This window comes from Actinomadura monticuli, from assembly GCF_041463655.1.
Taxonomy (GTDB): Bacteria; Actinomycetota; Actinomycetes; order Streptosporangiales; family Streptosporangiaceae; genus Spirillospora; species Spirillospora monticuli.
Map to the genome: position 1 here is coordinate 314,123 of NZ_JAXCEI010000010.1, position 17,031 is coordinate 331,153.

At 74.5% G+C, this 17,031-nt stretch carries 16 protein-coding genes; 7 read left to right on the top strand and 9 right to left on the bottom strand.

Annotated features, from left to right (window positions below; translation table 11 throughout):
* Positions 1-33: 33 nt before the first annotated feature.
* Together SM611_RS23895 and SM611_RS23900 are read right to left on the bottom strand one after the other, a co-directional pair.
* Positions 34-1,797, bottom strand: a complete 1,764-nt coding sequence (locus SM611_RS23895; protein ID WP_371952128.1) for a hydroxysqualene dehydroxylase — start codon at positions 1,795-1,797, stop codon at positions 34-36.
* A 19-nt stretch (positions 1,798-1,816) separates the two neighbouring features.
* Positions 1,817-2,899 carry a hypothetical protein gene (locus tag SM611_RS23900; protein WP_371952129.1) on the bottom strand — a complete coding sequence of 361 codons (1,083 nt, stop codon included), beginning with the start codon at positions 2,897-2,899 and terminating at the stop codon, positions 1,817-1,819.
* 142 nt (positions 2,900-3,041) lie between these two features.
* On the opposite strand from SM611_RS23900, the gene SM611_RS23905 reads away from it, so the two are divergent.
* The 4 genes from SM611_RS23905 to SM611_RS23920 are packed head-to-tail and all read left to right on the top strand — an operon-like array spanning position 3,042 to position 6,378.
* On the top strand, positions 3,042-3,704 hold the full coding sequence (locus SM611_RS23905) for a TetR/AcrR family transcriptional regulator (protein ID WP_371952130.1): 663 nt from the start codon (positions 3,042-3,044) through the stop codon (positions 3,702-3,704).
* 32 nt (positions 3,705-3,736) lie between these two features.
* A complete protein-coding gene (locus SM611_RS23910; RefSeq protein ID WP_371952131.1) occupies positions 3,737-4,825 on the top strand; it encodes a TIGR03857 family LLM class F420-dependent oxidoreductase in 1,089 nt (362 codons plus the stop codon).
* Complete coding sequence (locus SM611_RS23915; protein ID WP_371952132.1) at positions 4,822-5,817, top strand: phosphotransferase; 996 nt, start codon at positions 4,822-4,824, stop codon at positions 5,815-5,817. Before SM611_RS23910 ends, SM611_RS23915 begins: the two co-directional genes overlap by 4 nt.
* 9 nt (positions 5,818-5,826) lie before the next feature.
* A complete protein-coding gene (locus SM611_RS23920) occupies positions 5,827-6,378 on the top strand; it encodes a GNAT family N-acetyltransferase (RefSeq protein WP_371952133.1) in 552 nt (183 codons plus the stop codon).
* Between the two features lie 4 nt (positions 6,379-6,382).
* Here the strand turns inward: SM611_RS23920 and SM611_RS23925 are convergent, their stop codons facing one another.
* Both SM611_RS23925 and SM611_RS23930 read right to left on the bottom strand, forming a co-directional pair.
* A complete protein-coding gene (locus SM611_RS23925; protein WP_371952134.1) occupies positions 6,383-7,135 on the bottom strand; it encodes an aquaporin in 753 nt (250 codons plus the stop codon).
* Positions 7,136-7,252: 117 nt separating this feature from the next.
* On the bottom strand, positions 7,253-7,807 hold the full coding sequence (locus tag SM611_RS23930) for an Rv1733c family protein (protein WP_371952135.1): 555 nt from the start codon (positions 7,805-7,807) through the stop codon (positions 7,253-7,255).
* A 135-nt stretch (positions 7,808-7,942) separates the two neighbouring features.
* Between SM611_RS23930 and SM611_RS23935 the strand changes: the two genes are divergently transcribed.
* On the top strand, positions 7,943-8,845 hold the full coding sequence (locus tag SM611_RS23935) for a universal stress protein (protein ID WP_371952136.1): 903 nt from the start codon (positions 7,943-7,945) through the stop codon (positions 8,843-8,845).
* Positions 8,846-8,864: 19 nt separating this feature from the next.
* A complete protein-coding gene (locus SM611_RS23940) occupies positions 8,865-9,707 on the top strand; it encodes a universal stress protein (protein ID WP_371952137.1) in 843 nt (280 codons plus the stop codon).
* Positions 9,708-9,757: 50 nt separating this feature from the next.
* Here the strand turns inward: SM611_RS23940 and SM611_RS23945 are convergent, their stop codons facing one another.
* The 4 genes from SM611_RS23945 to SM611_RS23960 form a co-directional block, all read right to left on the bottom strand.
* Complete coding sequence (locus tag SM611_RS23945) at positions 9,758-10,357, bottom strand: TetR/AcrR family transcriptional regulator (RefSeq protein WP_371952138.1); 600 nt, start codon at positions 10,355-10,357, stop codon at positions 9,758-9,760.
* Positions 10,358-10,586: 229 nt separating this feature from the next.
* Positions 10,587-11,621 carry a 4-hydroxy-2-oxovalerate aldolase gene (gene dmpG / locus SM611_RS23950; protein WP_371952139.1) on the bottom strand — a complete coding sequence of 345 codons (1,035 nt, stop codon included), beginning with the start codon at positions 11,619-11,621 and terminating at the stop codon, positions 10,587-10,589.
* Positions 11,618-12,514, bottom strand: a complete 897-nt coding sequence (locus tag SM611_RS23955) for an acetaldehyde dehydrogenase (acetylating) (protein ID WP_371952140.1) — start codon at positions 12,512-12,514, stop codon at positions 11,618-11,620. Before SM611_RS23955 ends, dmpG begins: the two co-directional genes overlap by 4 nt.
* Before the next feature lie 50 nt (positions 12,515-12,564).
* Positions 12,565-13,362, bottom strand: a complete 798-nt coding sequence (locus SM611_RS23960) for a 2-keto-4-pentenoate hydratase (RefSeq protein ID WP_371952141.1) — start codon at positions 13,360-13,362, stop codon at positions 12,565-12,567.
* A gap of 102 nt (positions 13,363-13,464) precedes the next feature.
* On the opposite strand from SM611_RS23960, the gene SM611_RS23965 reads away from it, so the two are divergent.
* The gene (locus SM611_RS23965; protein ID WP_371952142.1) at positions 13,465-14,202 is read left to right on the top strand and encodes an IclR family transcriptional regulator; all 738 of its coding nucleotides are present in this window, start codon (positions 13,465-13,467) and stop codon (positions 14,200-14,202) included.
* Here SM611_RS23965 and SM611_RS23970 read toward each other — a convergent pair.
* Complete coding sequence (locus tag SM611_RS23970; protein WP_371952164.1) at positions 14,199-16,961, bottom strand: FAD-binding and (Fe-S)-binding domain-containing protein; 2,763 nt, start codon at positions 16,959-16,961, stop codon at positions 14,199-14,201. The genes SM611_RS23965 and SM611_RS23970 overlap by 4 nt on opposite strands.
* Positions 16,962-17,031: the final 70 nt, after the last annotated feature.

The window sequence follows — 17,031 nt, forward strand, 5'->3', positions numbered from 1 at the left end:
GCCCTCGCCCTCGCCCTCGCCGTCGGCGATCGGTCACATCGTGTCGAAGAGGTTGCGCTGGCCGGCGCGGAACCGGTGGGCGTCGAGGTCCTTCAGGCCGTCGAGCTCGGGGGGCTGGTAGAGGGGCCACACCTGGACCTTGGCGGCGGGGGAGCCGGCCGCGTCGAGGAGCGCGTTGACGGCGGCGCGGCCCGATTCGTTGGCGCCCTCCATGGTGGCGAGGTCGACGCTCGTCCGGACGAAGTCGCCGGCCATGAACAGGTTCGGGACCTCCGTCCGCGGGTGGGGGCGGTTCTTCCAGCTGCCGACCGTGTTGACCATGAGCGGCTCGTCGTTGGAGCTGCGGCCGGCCGCCGGGTCCCAGGTGATCGCGGGGTCGAGGAACCACGAGTGCAGGAGGTCGTCCGGCAGGACGGAGCGGCCGGTGTCCTCCAGGTGGTCCTTCATCTGCGCCCAGGCCTCCTTGACGACCTGGGCGGGGCTGCACTGCTTGGCCGGCTTGCCGAACAGGATGCCGGGGGTGTCCCAGTCGGAGATGTCCAGGGAGAGGGTGTCCAGGACGTTCCCGTCGCCGTAGCCGGCCGGGATGTCCCGGTCCCAGAGCTTGCTCTGCAGCACGGCGGTGATCTGCCAGGGGGAGTCCATGAAGTTGACCTCCTGGCCGATGCCGTCCGGGGTGCGGCGCAGGAAGAGCTGGAGGCCGTTCATCCACTCGGTGTGCAGGTCCTTCAGCGCCTCCAGCGACGGGTCCAGCGCCAGGACGTCGGGGGACAGCAGCGCCCGCGCGCGCTCGACCGGCATCGCCGAGATGAACCAGTCGGCCTCGGCGGTGCGGCGGCGCCCGGCGCCGTCCACCAGGCGGACGGAGGTGATCCGGCCGGAGGAGACCTCCAGGGCCTCGGCGGTCTGCCCGACCTCGAACCGGACGCCGCGTCCGCGCAGGTAGTCCACCCAGGGGTCGATCCACGCCTCGTTGGTCGGCCCGTTGAGCATCCTGGCGATGGCGCCGTCCGCGCCGAGGCCGAGGCCCGACAGCACGAACGCCTGGCCCATGGCGCCGACCGTCTTGGTGCTGGCGACCTCCTCCTTGACGGCGACCAGCCCGCGGGTGAGGAACCGCGCGACGATCGCCTGGTAGTCGCGGGACTTGCCCTCGGCCCGCACGTACTCCCACCAGGGGACGTTCTCCCACTGGCCGAGGCGGCGCTCGTCGCTGCTGGTCATGTAGACGATGAAGCGGTTGACGAACAGGGCCAGCTCGTCGGGCGGGATGGCGCCGGCCTGCTCGACGACGCCGGTCAGCGTCTCCTGCAACGAGGCCAGGTCGAACCCGCCGCCGGAGCCGGAGAAGTCGGGCGTGATGATGTCCGAGCGGCCCCCGTTGCGGGCGATGCGCGTGGAGGTCAGCGGGAACATGTTGTCGTGGACGCCGTTGGCGTTCCCCTCCACCGGGATGCGCCGCATCGTGTCCGGGACGTTCCGGTAGAACCCGGGGAAGAAGCGGAAGCCGTGCTCGCCCTGGAGGTCGCGCCGTCCGCCCTTGCCGGTGCCCGCCACCGGGATGCTGCGCGCCTTCCCGCCGAGGGCCTTGCGCTCGAACACGGTCACCTCGAAGCCGCGTTCGACCAGTTCGTGGGCGGCGGCGAGGCCGGACATGCCGCCGCCCAGCACCGCGACCCTCCGTTTCGCCTCCGCCGCGCGGGCGGACGGGACGGGCAGCAGCGCCGCCGCCCCCATCGCCGCCGTGCCGTACAGGATCCGCCGCCGGGAGACACCGTCGTGCGTCGGTTCGTTCATGGTCGCCGTCCTTTGCGGGTCAGGAGGAGCGCGGCAGCCGCGCGGGCAGCGTCCGGATGTGCTCGATCAGGCCGAGGGAGCCGGGGACGGTGCGGCCGAGCGACTCGGGCAGGGCGAGCAGGCCGGCGTCCAGGATGAACGGGTCGACGACGTGGAAGCTGCGGTCGAGGCCGGGCCGCTCGCCCTTGAGGCCGTCGGGCGTCGCGAGCTGGGACGACGGGCACGTCAGCCGGGTGGTCTCCGGGTAGGAGAACAGCCCGGACACCCGCCAGTCCGACAGCTTGATCGTGCTCATGCAGCCGTAGGTCTCCTCGGGCGTCGCCCGGCCGACCACGCCCTGCCAGGTCCCGTCGCCCTTGACCACGCCGCCGAGCAGGGTGGCGGTCCCGTCCGGCTCGTGGGACACGCCCCACTCCCAGCCGGAGTAGCGCTGGTCGACGACGCTGAAGTTCCCCCAGTTGTGGTCGTGGTAGCCGCGCCATCCGGTCACGTCGATCCGGGACGATCCGGGCGGTTCGAGCCAGCCGGTCACCCGGCTCGTCGCGACGGGCGACGACCAGTACATCGTCTGGCCGCCGTCGTACTCGATGGGCCCGCCGGTCACGCCCGGCACCGCGTCGTCGAACCAGATGTCGCCCTTGGCGAAGATCCCGTGCCAGGTCAGGTGGTAGCCGCGCGCCGGGTCGTAGACGAGGTCGCCGGCGCTGCTGCGGACGACCGGCCCGTCGGTCGCCTTGACGTCCAGCGCGAGCTCGGGGAGGACCAGCTTCTCCCCCTCCTCCGGGTACCAGAAGATCAGTGCGGTCGGCACGGGCGCGGTGAACAGCATCGCGATGAAGGTGCGCTTCGTCGCCGGGTCCATGACGTGCGCGTACCACCACTCGGTGGCGGACCCGGGATGCGGCCCGTCGTCGCGGGGCTCCGCGAGCTTGCCGGGCACCGGCGTGAGGTCGGAGCCGGTGACGTCGGTCCGCGGGATCCACGACCCGGGGTCGTCGTCGCCCGCGGCGGGGCGGACGGTGGCGGCGGTGATCGCGCCGGCGGCCAGCATCGCCGCCAGTGGGACGGCGAGTTTCCGCCGGAGGGTGTCGAGACGTACCACGTTGAGCCTCCTCGGCCGAGCCCCCGTGACGTCCGGCCCCTGGTGTGGAGCCGTGGACCGAGTGTGATTCGGTCAACGGTCGGTGTCAAGCACTGTGTCGACACACTGTCCGACAATGGCCCGCGCCGGGTACGCTGCCGCCATGGCCTCCACCACGCGTCCGCGCAGGAAGGTCCGCGAGCGCCGCGAGGACGTCCGGAACCGGGTCCTGAGCGCGGCGACGGAGATGATGGCCGACGGGACGCCCTACACCGAGCTGCCCGTCCAGCGCATCGCCGAGCGGGCCGACGTGGCGCGGTCGACGTTCTACCTGCACTTCCCCGACAAGAGCCGGCTGCTGATCGCGCTCGCCGAGCAGGCGGTGGAGGAGCTGTTCGGCGAGGCCGTCATCTGGTGGCGGGCCGACCACGCCGGCGGCCAGGACGGCGTCGCGCACGCCATGCGGCAGATGATCGCGGCCTACCGCGAGCACCGCCGGGTCCTCGACGCCCTGGGCGAGGTGGCCGGCTACGACCCGGACGTCGCCGCGTTCTGGCGCGACCGGAAGCGGCGCTTCGACGAGGTCGTCCGGGACCGCCTGGACGCCGAGCGCCGCGCGGGCACCGTCGACCCGGCGATGGACGTCCCCGCGACCGCGCAGGTGCTGATCTGGATGGTGGAGCGGACGATCGCGGGGCACTGCCGCCACGACGAGGGCCCGGGGGACGAGCGCATCGCCCGCACCCTCGCCCGCGTGATCTGGCTGACGGTCTACGGCATGCCGCCGTCCCCGCCCGGCGTCCCGCGCGAGCCCGCCGCCCCTTGATTGTGGACAGCTGTCCAGACTAGATTCCACCTGTGCAGAGCGCCGATCTCCCCGAACTGGGCTGCTACGGGCTGGCCGGCCATTCGGGCAGCCCCCGCGATCTCCTCGGCGAGGTCGCCGAGGCCGAACGGCTGGGCCTCGGCGCGGTGTTCCTGTCCGAGCGCTTCACCACCAAGGAGGCCGCCGCGCTCGCCGGCGCCGCCGCGGCGGTCAGCGAGCGGATCGGCATCGCGACCGCCGCCACCAACCACAACACGCGGCACCCCCTGCTGACCGCGACGTTCGCGACGACCATGCACCGGCTCTCCGGCGGGCGCTTCGCGCTCGGCCTGGGGCGCGGCTTCGACATGCTCTTCGACGTCATGGGCCTGCCCCGCGTCACCACCGCGCAGCTCGACGACGTCATCGGCATCCTGCGCCGGCTGTGGCGCGGCGAGGCCGTCGCCGGGCACGACGGGCCCGCCGGGACCTTCCCCTACCTCAGCCAGGACCCGTCCTTCGACGAGGACATCCCGGTCATCCTCACCGCGATGGGGGAGCGGACGCTGGAGTTCGCCGGACGGGTCGCCGACGGCGTCGTCCTGCACACCTTCTTCACCGACGAGACCCTCGCCAAGGCCGTCGCCGCCGTCCGGCGCGGGGCCGGCGAGGCCGGGCGCGACCCCGCGTCCGTCCGCGTCTGGTCGGTGCTGGCCACGGTCGGCGACCACCTGGACGAGGAGGCGCGGCTCCGCAAGCTCGTCGGCCGCCTCGCCACCTATCTGCAGGGGTACGGCGACCTGCTGGTCCGCGTCAACGGCTGGGACCCGGCGGTTCTGGCCCGGTTCCGGGCCGACGACCTCGTCTCGGGCTACCCCGGCGCCTTCGACGTCATCGGCACGCCCGGCGACCTGCGGCATGTCGCCGGGCTCATCCCGGACGCGTGGCTCGCGGCGTCCGCGACCGGTTCGCCCGAGCGCTGCGCGGCCCGCGTCGTCGACCAGTTCGACGCGGGCGCCGACGGCGTCATCCTGCACGGCGCGACCCCCGCCGAACTCGCTCCGGTGCTGGACGCCTACCGGCGCGTCCGGCCGGACGGGTTCGACGGCCTGCCCCGCAACCCCGGCCGGGCCCGCCCGTGATCACCGCGTCCTGGCTCGGCGGCGTCCTGGACGGCCGGGTCGACGACGTCGCGATGGAGCCGATCGGCACCGGCCAGATGGGGTCGGTGTACCGGCTGAGCCTGACGGGCGGCGGCGTCCCGGCCCGCCTCGTCGCGAAGCTCCCGCTGCCGGACCCCGCCGTCCGCGCCATGGTCGGCGGCACCTACCGCACCGAGGTGATGTTCTACCGCGACATCGCCGGCACCGTCGCGATCCGCACCCCGCACTGCCACCACGCCGAGATCGACCTCGACACCTTCGAGTTCGTCCTGCTGCTGGAGGACCTCGCCCCGGCGGTGCAGGGCGACCAGCTCGCGGGCTGCTCGGCGGACCAGGCGCGCGCGTGCGTCGCCGGCCTCGCCGGGCTGCACGGCCCCCGCTGGTGCGACGCGTCCCTCCTGGACGCCGGCGGGCTGACCCGTCCGGACGCCTCCGACGCCGCGACCCTCGCCGAGGTGTACGCGCCCGCCGTCGAGATCTTCGTCGACCGCTTCCCCGACCGGCTCAGTGCCGAGGACAAGGACACGCTCCGCCGCAGCGCCGCCGGCATCGACGCGTGGCTGGTCGGGCGTCCCGAGCGGTTCGGCCTCGTCCACGGCGACTACCGGCTCGACAACCTGCTCTTCCCGCCGGAAGGCGCCCCCATCACCGTCGACTGGCAGACCCTCACGATCGGGCTGCCCGCGCGCGACCTGTCCTTCTTCCTGGCCACGAGCCTGAGCGTGGCCGACCGCCGCGCCCACGAACGCGACCTCGTCGCCCGCTACCACGAGGCGCTCCTCGGCCACGGAGTCCGCGACTACCCTTTCGACCTCTGCTGGGACGACTACCGCTTCGCCCTCCTGCAGGGCCCGCTCATCATCGTCCTGGGCTGCGCCTACGGAACCCCCACCGAGCGCGGCGACGCGATGTTCCTCGCCATGACCGCCCGCGCCTGCGCCGCGATCCGCGACCACGGGGCCGTCCCGTAAAGTCGCCCGGTGACCTCGACACTGCGGACCGACCGCCTCATCATGCGCCGCTGGACGGACACGGACCGGGAGCCGTTCGCCGCACTGAACGCCGACCCGGAGGTCATGGAGCACTTCCCGGCGCTCCTCACCCGCGCCGAGAGCGACGCGATGATCGACCGGATCGAGGCGCGCCGCGCCGGGACCGGCTTCGGCTTCTGGGCCCTGGAGGTCACCGCCACGGGCGAGTTCATCGGCTTCGCCGGCCTCTCGGTGCCGCGCTTCGAGGCCCACTTCACCCCGGCGGTGGAGATCGGCTGGCGCCTGGCCCGCTCCGCCTGGGGCCGCGGCTACGCCACCGAGGCCGCCCGCCGCGCATTGCGCCACGCCTTCGACGACCTCGCCCTGGACGAGGTGGTCTCCTTCACCAGCGTCCGCAACCTGAGATCCCGGGCCGTCATGGAGCGCATCGGCATGACCCGTGACGAGTCCGGCGACTTCGACCACCCGATGGTCCCCGAGGGCCACCCCCTGCGCCGCCACGTCCTCTACCGGATCACCGCCCCGCCCCGGGCGGTGTAGGGGCTCAGTCCTCTTCGGGGGGCGGGCCCTCCGTGGGCGGGAGCGGGGTCTCCTTGGTCGGGGGCCCGATGAGGCCGTGCATGACCGCGGCGACCGCGCCTCCCACCAGGGGGGCGACGATGAACAGCCACACCTGCGACAGGGCCGTCCCGCCGACGACCAGGGCGGGGCCGAGGCTCCGCGCCGGGTTGACGGACGTCCCCGTGATCGGGATGCCGATCAGGTGGACGGTGGTGAGCGCCAGCCCGATGGCGACGCCGCTGACGGACGCGATCGCCACCGGGCTCGTCATCGCCAGGACCGCGAACACGAACAGGGCCGTCAGGACGACCTCGGCGAGGAAGGCGCCGCCCATGTTGATCTGGATCATGCTGGCGGCGCCCCAGCCGTCGGCCCCGAGGCCGACGGTCGCGCGGTTGTAGAGGGGGGAGCCGGCGAACGTCGCCCAGAGCAGGAGCGCGCCGAGGATCCCGCCGATGAACTGGGCGATCCAGTAGCCGACGGCGTCGAACGGGGTGATCCGGCGGGCGAGCAGCACGCCCAGCGTGACGGCCGGGTTGACGTGGCAGCCCGAGATCGGCCCGATCGCGTAGACGAGGACGAGCAGCACCAGGCCGAACGCCAGCGCCGTCGCGACCACTCCCGCCGACAGGCTGCGCCCGGCGACGCCGAACCCGAAGGACAGGGTCGCCACGCCCACCGCGACATAGACGAGCAGCAGCGTTCCGATGAGCTCCGCGGCGAATCTCCTGTACACGGCCGTCCCCTCCCAGGCTGGTGCTACCGGCCTACCCGCCGGGTGGCGGAGATCAGCCGAGCATGATCAACCATGGCGAAGGCTTGGCGTTCCGATGGCCCGCGGAGTTCCCGGAGGTCAGTTGCGGGCGAGGGACGACCAGCTCTCGTCCCACAGCGCGTCGCGCCGGCGGTCGCAGCGGCGGCGCGTGAAGAGGTAGACGGCCAGCAGCGGCAGGCCGACGGCGCCGGCCGCCATGCCCCCCGACACGGCGGAGGTCGCGATGGTCTCGGCGTGGGTGCTCGGGGCACGGGCGAGGGCGCCGGACGCGTCCACCCAGATCCGGTGGCTCATCCCCGGTCTGACGGACTTGTCCGCCGCGACGACGGCCGTGTGGGGCCGGCCGTCGGGGGACGTCCAGACAAGTTCGGCGTAGGCGTGCCGGACGCCCGCGCCGTCCTGCGGCTGCGTCCGGGTGACGCGGGCGTCGACCCGGTGGTTCGCGGACTGCTGCCGCTCGGCCGCGACGCCCGCCTGGTAGGCGTGCGCGGCGATGACGGCGGAGACGGGCGGCGCGAGGCCCGCGAACAGGACGGCGGCCCCGGCGCCGACCGCCCGCTGGCGGCGGTCGACGGGGCGGCGCAGGTCGTTGCGGTCGAAGCCGAAGCGGCGGACGCGTCCGAGCCTTTCCATCTCTCCTCCTCCCCCTCCGAAGGTAATAGGTGTGCAAAGTGCTCCGGCACGGCGCGCGTGTTCCGCGCGCCGGGACCTTCGTCCTCTTCTTGGGCGGGCGGGCGGCGCGCAGACTGGGCAGAAGGAGGCAGGCATATGAACGGCGAAGAAGGGACACGATGGCCGCACATCCTGTTCGGGTATGACGGGACGGCGGAGAACGAGGCGGCGCTGCGCTGGGCGGTCGAGGACGCCCGGCTCCGGGGCATCGGGCTGGTGATGTGCCACTGCTGGCACTGGCCCTATCCGGCGGGCCACACCGACCCCGGCATCGAGGCGATCATGAAGCGGGCCGGGGAGAACCTCCTCGACCGCGGTGTGCGCCGCGCCTACGAGCTGGGCGTGCCGGGCGCGGTCCGCAAGCGGCTGCGGCGAGGACCGGCGACCGAGGCGCTGCTGCGCGCGTCCGCCGACGCCGAACTCGTCGTGATCGGGGCGCCCGGCCAGGCGGTGGAGGGGTCGGTGGCGCGGGAGCTGCCCGCCCGGTCCCCCCGCCCGGTGATCGTGGCCCGCGCCGGAACGCCGCCGCCCCGCGTCGTCGTGGGCGTGGACGGCTCGCCCGGCTGCTCCACCGCCCTCCGCTTCGCCGCCGAGGAGGCCGCGCTGCGCGGCTGGGACCTGCAGGTCGTCCACGGCTGCTGGGAGCCCGGCGCGGTCGTCGAGTCCGAACTCGCCCTCTTCCACGACCGGGAACTGCTCGCGGAGACCCGCGCCGCCGAACTGGACCGGGCCGTGGAGCCGCTGCGCGAGCGCCACCCGGATCTGAGCATCGAGGCGTCCTCCCTCCTGGAGCGCCCCTTCGACGCCCTGCGGGACGCGGCGGAGGACGCCGGCCTCGTCGTGCTCGGCGACCGGGGCACCGGTTTCGACCCGCTCGGCGCGACCGCGACCGCGATCCTGCTCCGGGCCCGCTGCACCGTCGCGATCGTGCCGGGACCAAGGTCCCGCGACGCGCGGACGCTCGCCCCTGACCGGCGCGCCCCCGCCCGGCAAGGCTAGAAGCGGGAAGGGAGCGGTGATGACTGATCGACGCGGTGTGGTCGTGGGCTACGACGGGTCCGGCCAGAGCGAGGAGGCCGTCCGGTGGGCGGCCGAGGAGGCGCGGCTGCGGGGCGTGCCGCTGACCGTCGCGCACGCCTGGGAGATGTACGCGGCGGTCGGGCCGATGGCGGTCCCGGTCGCCGACCTGCGGGCGGCGGCCGAGGAGGTCGCGGCCGAGGGCGCCAAGCACGCCCGCGAGGAGACCGGCGACGTGCACGCCGTCCTCGGCCGGGGCGGGCCGACGACGGCGCTGATGGAGGCCGCCGCCGGCGCCGAGCTGGTCGTCGTGGGCTCGCGCGGCCGCGGCGGGTTCGCCGGCCTGGTGCTCGGCTCGACGGCCGTGGAGCTGGCGGCGCATGCCCCGTGCCCGGTCGTGGTCGTCCGCGAACGGCGCGCCGAGGGCCCCGTGGTCGTGGGCGTGGACGGCTCCGCCGCCTCCCTGGAGGCGATCGGGCTGGCGTTCACCGAGGCCCGGCTGCGCGGCGCGGAGCTGGTGGCGCTCACCGCCTGGCCGGCCGACGCCGAGCCGGGGCCCGCCCCGCTGGTGGACGCCGAGGTGCTGCGCGAGTTCGCCGGCGAGCGGCTCGCCCGCCTCGTCGCGCCCTGGCGGGAGAAGTTCCCGGACGTCCCCGTCCGGACCGAGGTCGTCACCGGCCCGCCGCGCCAGGTGCTGCTGGCCGCCGCGAAGGACGCCGGCCTCCTCGTCGTCGGGTCGCGCGGGCTCGGCGGCTTCCGCGGCCTGCTGCTGGGCTCGGTCGGCCACGCGCTGCTGCACCACGCCGCCTGCCCGGTCGCCGTCACGCCCGCCCCGCGCGACTGACCGGTCCGCCGCGACGCGCGGGCGTTCCCGGCGGGGACGCCCGCGCGTCGCTACTCGGCTACCAGGGCCTCGGTGGCGTTCAGGGCGGGGCCGGTCGGCAGGTCGGGGTCGAGGATCAGCTGCAGCAGCAGGCCGTCCAGCATGGCGGTGAACAGCATGGCGGTGCCCTCGCGGCGCTCCGCCGGCCAGTCGGGGCACAGGTGCCCGAGCCGCGCGGCGATCCGGGCCCGGACGGCCCGCGACCAGTCCCGCCGCTCGGCGCCCATCCGCGGGTCGCGCAGCGCCCGCACCAGCAGTTCGGCGGCGAGCCGCAGGTTGCGCTCGCCGGCCGCCATCCGCGGCACGAGATCGCGCAGCGCGCGCAGCGCGGCCGGGGTGTCGGGCGCGGCGATCAGCGCGTCCACCACCGGATCGACGATCATCTCGCTGGCGCGCTGCGCGACCGCGATGTGCAGGCCCGGCAGCCCGTTGAAGTAGTGGTGCAGCAGCCCCGGACGGGTACGCGCCCGGTCCGTGACGGCCCGCGCGGTGACCGCCGGCCAGCCGCCCTCGGCGAGCAGATCGAGACCGATCTTCACGAGCTGGTCCCGGCGCGCCCGCCCGCGAGGAGTCGACGCCCGGCCCGCGCCGGCGGAGTCCTCGTGGGTCATGCCGCCCAAGCTATCCCAACCCTTGCAGCGGGCAAAGATCGTCGCCCGCGGCTCGGCGGCGGCACGGGCACACGGTCCCGAGAGCGGACGTCCCGGCGATGCGTGCGCGTCCGCACCGGCGGCTGGGACCGGGACGGACCGGTGCGGGCGGGCGCGGGGGCCGTCTACGACGGTCCCCGCGCCCTCCTGGACGACCTGGACGCCGGCCCCCTCGGATGAGGGGACCGCGCTACGACGCGCGCTCGCGCTCCGCGCGCAGCTGCATCGCCACGTCGATGATCATGTCCTCCTGGCCGCCGACGTAGCCGGCCTCGCCGACCTTCTGCAGGATCTCGTGCGCCGGGACGCCGTAGCGCTCCGCGGCCCGCTCGGCGTGCAGCAGGAAGCTGGAGTACACGCCCGCGTACCCCTGCGTGATCGCGCCCCGGTCGGCGAACGGCAGCCGGTGCAGGAACGGCTTCACGACGTCATCCGCCGCGGCCATCGCGCCCTGCACGTCCACGCCCGTCGGGACGCCGAGCCGCTCGAACGTCGCGACCAGCACCTCGGTGGGGGAGTTGCCCGCCCCCGCGCCGAGCGCGCACAGCGCCCCGTCGATCTGCCGGGCGCCGTTCTGCTGCGCCAGGACGGAGTTCGCGACGCCCAGCGACAGGTTCTGGTGCCCGTGGAATCCGACCTGCGCCTCGTGCCCGATCTCCTTGACCAGCGCGCTGATCCGCTCCTGCGCGTCGCCGAGGACGAGCGCGCCCGCGGAGTCGACGACGTACACGCACTGCGCGCCGCCGTCCACCATGATCCGGGCCTGCTTCGCCAGCTCCTCCGGGCCGACCCGGTGCGACAGCATGAGGAACCCGACGGTCTCCATGCCGAGGTCGCGGGCGGCGGCGAAGTGCTGCAGCGACACGTCCGCCTCGGTGCAGTGCGTCGCGACCCGCGCGACCGACGCGCCCGCGTCGTGCGCCATCTTCAGGTCCTTGACCGTACCGAGCCCCGGCAGCAGCAGGACGGCGATCTTGGCGCGGGTCGCCTCGTCCACGGCGGCGGCGACGAGCTTGACGTCGTCCTCCAGCGAGAAGCCGTAGTTGAAGGACGAGCCGCCGAGGCCGTCGCCGTGCGTGACCTCGATGACCTCGACGCCCGCCGAGTCCAGCGCGTGCACGACGCCGCGGACCTGCTCCTCGGTGAAGCGGTGCGCCATCGCGTGGCTGCCGTCCCGCAGCGTCGAGTCGGTGATGCGGATCTTCTCCGCCGTCTGCTCGGTCATGAGGTGGCCTTCCTGCGCGCGAGCTGCTCGCCCACCCGGGCGGCGGCCGCGGTCATGATGTCGAGGTTGCCGGCCCACGGCGGCAGGTAGTCGCCGTTCCCGCGGACCTCCAGGAACACCGCGACGCGGGCCATCCCGTTCCAGATGTCGCGGGGCTCGTCGAACTGCGGCTCGGCGCGCAGCGTGTAGCCGGGCACGTAGGTGGCGACCTCGGCGACCATCTTCTCGATCGACGCGGCGATCGCCTTGGTGTCGGCGTCGGACGGGATCGCGCAGAACACCGTGTCCCGCATGATCATCGGCGGGTCGACCGGGTTCAGGATGATGATCGCCTTGCCCCGGCCGGCACCGCCGACCTGCTCGATCGCGCGGGCGGTCGTCTCGGTGAACTCGTCGATGTTCGCGCGGGTCCCCGGCCCGGCGGAGCGCGACGCGATCGACGCGACGATCTCCGCGTACGGCACCGGGACGACCGACGACACGGCGTGCACGATCGGGATCGTCGCCTGCCCGCCGCACGTGATCATGTTGAGGTTCGGTGCGTCCGACAGCGTGTCGAGGTTCACCGGCGGGCACACGAGCGGGCCCGCCGCCGCCGGCGTCAGGTCGATCGCGGTGATCCCGGCCTCTTCGTAGCGCGGCGCGTTCGCCAGGTGCGCCTTCGCCGACGTCGCCTCGAACACGATGTCGGGCAGCGTCGGCTGCTTCAGCAGCCAGTCCACGCCCTCCGCCGACGCCTGGACGCCCATCTTGCGGGCGCGCTCCAGACCGTCGGACTCGGGCACCACCCCGACCATCGAGTGGACGTCGACCAGTTCGCTGCGCGTCAGCTTGACCAGCAGGTCGGTGCCGATGTTGCCCGGCCCGACGATGGCGGCCGTCAGCTTGCTCATGGGTGCTCCTTGCGGGGGGACGACCCCCCGCTCCCCCCGGTTCGCTTCGCTCATGCCTGCTCCTCCTTTCCGAACCGGGCGGTCACGGAACCGATCCCGGCGAACGTCGCCGTCAGCGTCTCCCCGGGCGCGACCGGCACGGCCGCGGTGATCGAGCCCGGCAGCACCACGTGCCCCGCCTCCAGGCTCACGCCGCGCTCGCCGAGCACGTTCGCGAGCCACACCAGCGCGTTGATCGGCGAGCCCAGCACCGCGCCGCCCGCGCCGGTGTCGATCAGGTCGCCGTCGCGGCGCAGCAGGCAGCCCATCAGCGACAGGTCCTGGTCGTCCAGCCGGACGGGGCGGGTGCCGAGCACGACGCCGCCGCTGGAGGCGTTGTCGGCGATCGTGTCCGGCAGGGTGATCTTCCAGTCCGCGATGCGGGAGTCGATGACCTCCAGCGCCGGCAGCACGTACTCGACGGCGGCGACCGCGTCCGCCGTGGTCGCGCCGGGTCCGGCGAGCGGCCGGCCCAGCACGAACGCGATCTCCGGCTCGATCCGCGGCTGCAGGAACCGCGAGGTGTCGATCGGGGCGCTCTCCTGCAGGAACATCGTGTCCAGCAGGACGCCGAAGTCCGGCTGGTCCACGCCCATCTGGCGCTGCATCGCGGCCGAGGTCAGCCCGACCTTGTGGCCCTTGATTCGCGCCCCGGCGGCGGTCCACGCCTCGACCTGGGCGAGCTGGACCGCGTAGGCGTCGGCCACCGACATGTCCGGATGGTCCTTCGTCAGCGGCGAGATGGGAGTGCCGGTGGCGTACGCGTCGAGCAGCGCCGCCGCGGCCTTCTCCACGGAACCCGGGTCCATTGGGCCGTCCTTTCGTCGTCTGCCGCCGAGCCTCCCCCGCCCGGGGCGCGCCGGGCAACGCACGCGTCCCGCGTGGTGGGACACTTCTTCTACAGTGGCGCCATGCCGCCGGACGACACCTTCCTGCGCCGCGCCGTCGCGGTGCTGACCGCGTTCCGCGCCGACGACGACGGCCTCGGCGCCGCCGAGCTCGCCCGCCGCAGCGGCCTGCCCAAGTCGACCGCCCACCGGATCGCCCTGGACCTCGCCGAGGCGGGGCTCCTGGAGCGGGACGGCGCGCGGGTGCGGCTCGGGCTGAAGCTGTTCGAGATCGGGCAGCGCGTGCCGCGCCAGCGGGTGCTGCGGGACGCGGCCGTCCCCTACATGTCGGACCTGCGGGAGGCGACCCGGCAGACCGTCCACCTCGCGGTGCTGGAGGGCGCCGAGGTCGTCTACGTGGAGATCCTCGGCTCGTCGGGCGGGCCGCGGCTGCCGTCGCAGGTCGGCGGGCGGCTGCCCGCGCACGTCACCGGGGTGGGCAAGGCGATCCTGGCGTTCTCGCCCCCGGAGGCGGTGCGGGCCGTCCTGGACGCGGGGCTGGTCAAGCGGAGCGAACGCAGCGTCGTCGCGCCGGGGCTGCTCACGAAGGAGCTGGAGCGGATCCGCCGCGAGGGCGTCGCCTACGACAGGGAGGAGTCCGGCGCCGGGATCGTGTGCGCGGCCAGCGCCGTCCTCGGCCAGGACGGCCTGGCGCTGGGCGCCCTGTCGGTGTCGGGGTGGGCCACGAAGATGCGCCTCGCCGCGGTGGCGCCGGCCGTCCACACCGCCGCGCTCACCCTCTCCCGCACCCTGCAGGGTTAGCCTCCGGGGAGGTGGCGGGCCAGGAGCTGCGCCAGATGCTCGCCCTCGCGGTCCGCCAGGTCGCTGAGCTGGGTGCGGCAGCTGAACCCGTCGGCCAGGACGACCTCGTCCGCTCCGGTCTCGCGGACGGCGGGCAGCAGCCGCGTCTCGGCGACGGCCACCGAGACGTCGTGGTGGCCCTTCTCGACGCCGAAGTTGCCGGCGAGCCCGCAGCAGTCGCCGAGCCGGCCGACCTGCGCGCCCGCCTCCCGCAGGAGGGCGGCGTCCTTCGTCCAGCCCATGACGGCGTGGTGGTGGCAGTGCGGCTGCGCGATCCCGGTGACGCCGGACAGGTCGGGCGGCGTCCAGTCCGCGGTCTCGGCGAGCAGCTCGGCCAGGGTGCGGGTCGCGGCCGACACCTCCCGCGCGGCGGCGGCGTCCACGCCCCGCAGCAGCTCCTCGGCGTCCGACCGCAGCACGCCCGTGCAGGACGGCTCCATGCCGACGACCCGCGCGCCGCGCCGGACATGGGGGAGCAGCGCGCGGACGGTCCGCCGGGCCCGCGCCCGCGCCCCGTCGAGCTGGCCCGTCGAGATCCACGTGATGCCGCAGCACACCGGGCGCTCGGTGACCGTCACGCGGTAACCGGCGTGCTCCAGCACCCGCACCGTCGCCGTGCCCACCTCGGGGGAGAAGGCGTCGGTGAAGCTGTCGACGAACAGGACCACGTCGCCGTTGCGCCCCTCGGGGCTCCGGTGGGACGCGAACCAGCGGCGGAACGTCACGGGCGCGAACGCGGGCAGCGTCCGCCGCCGGTCGATCCCCGCGCCCCACGCCACCAGGGGCTTCAGGGCCGGTGACCGCAGGGCCGCGTTCAGCGGCCCGATCGACGCGGGCGCCTTCGCCGCGAGCCGCGTCCAGCGGGGGAGCCAGCCCAGCGCGTAGTGGGCGCGCGGCCGGATCCGCCTCCGGTAGCGCCGGTGCAGCGCCTCCGCCTTGTACGACGCCATGTCGACCCCGGTCGGGCAGTCGGACGCGCACCCCTTGCACGACAGGCACAGGTCGAGCGCGTCGTGCAGCGCGTCGGACTTCCAGCCGTCCGGCCCGAGCCGGCCGCTGACGACCTCCTGGAGGACGCGCGCCCGCCCCCGCGTGGAGTCCTTCTCCTCGCGCGTGGCCAGGTAGGACGGGCACATCACCCCGCCCGCCGCCGTATTGTCGGCCCGGCACTTGCCCACGCCCGTGCACCGGTGCACGGCCCGCGACAGGTCGCCGCGGTCGTCCCGGTAGGCGAGACCGAGCCCCCGGTTCAGCGGGACGAGCCGGACCGCGCGCAGATCCTCGTCCACGGGAGCCGGCCGCACGATCACCCCGGGGTTCAGCACGCCGCCGGGGTCGAACACGTCCTTGACGTCCGCGCACAGCGCGAGGGCGCCGGCCGAGTACATGTGCGGCAGCAACTCGCTGCGCGCCCGCCCGTCGCCGTGCTCGCCCGACATGGTGCCGCCGTGCCGCGCCGCGAGCGCCGCCGCCTCGTTCAGGAAGTCGCGGAAGACCCGCCTGCCCTTCGCCCGCCCGAACGGGAAGTCGATCCGCACGTGGATGCAGCCGTCCCCGAAGTGCCCGTACGGGACGCCGAACAGCCGGTACTCGCCGAGCAGCGCCTCGAACTCCCGCAGGTAGGCGCCGAGCCGCTCGGGCGGGACCGCCGCGTCCTCCCACCCCGCGTGGGCCTGCTCGCCCTCGGGCGTCCGCGCGACGAGCCCGGACCCGTCCTCCCGGATGCGCCACAGCGCCTCGGCGAGCGCCATGTCCTCGACGAGCGTCGAGTCGACGCACCCGGAGTCGCCGGCGACCCGCTTCGCGGCGGCCCGCAGCGCCCCCGCCTCGGCCCCGGCGAGCTCCACGAGCAGCCACCCGGACCCCTTCGGCAGCGGCGGGACGGCATCGGCGCCGCGCCGCTCCCGCACGACGTTCGTGATCCGCGAGTCGAGCCCCTCGCACGCCACCGGCCCGTGCGGCAGGATCGCCGGGACCGCGTCGGCGGCCTCCGCCATCGACCCGTACCCGAGCACGACCAGCACCCGGCACGCGGGCTCCCGCACCATCCGCACCCGTGCGGCCAGCGTCACCGCGAGCGTCCCCTCGGTGCCCACGAGCGCCCGCGCGACGTCGAACCCCTTCTCCGGCAGCAGATGCTCCAGCGAGTAGCCGGACACCTGCCGCCCGAACCGCCCGAACTCCGTCCTGATGAGCGCCAGGTTCTCGTCCACGAGCCCCTTCAGCCGCTCGAGAAGGGGGCTCGGCGCGGGCCCGCCGGGCACGTCCCCGAGCCTGAGCCGCTCCCCGGACCCGCTGACCACGTCGAGCCCGAGCACGTTGTCGCTCGTCCGCCCGTATCCGAGCGCCCGCGACCCGCACGCGTTGTTGCCGATCATCCCGCCCAGCGTCGCCCGCGTCCGCGTGGACGGATCGGGCCCGAACCGCAGCCCGTGCCCGGCTGCCGCCTGGTGCAGCCGCGCCTGCACGATCCCCGGCTCGACCAGCGCCGTCCCCGCCTCGGCGTCGATCTCCAGCACCCGGTTCAGATGCCGGCTGACGTCCACCACGACGCCCGGCCCGACGGCGTTCCCCGCGATGGACGTCCCGCCGCCCCGCATCGTCAGCGGCACCCCGGCGTCCCGGCACACCTCCAGCACGACCGGGAGCTCCCCGGCCTCCCGCGGGGTCACGACGACCGCGGGCGGCACCCGGTACAGCGACGCGTCGGACGAGTACATGGCCCGCGCGAGCGCCGAGTCGTCCACCCCGGAGACCCCGGCCCGCCGCAACGCCTCCGCAACCTCGCCG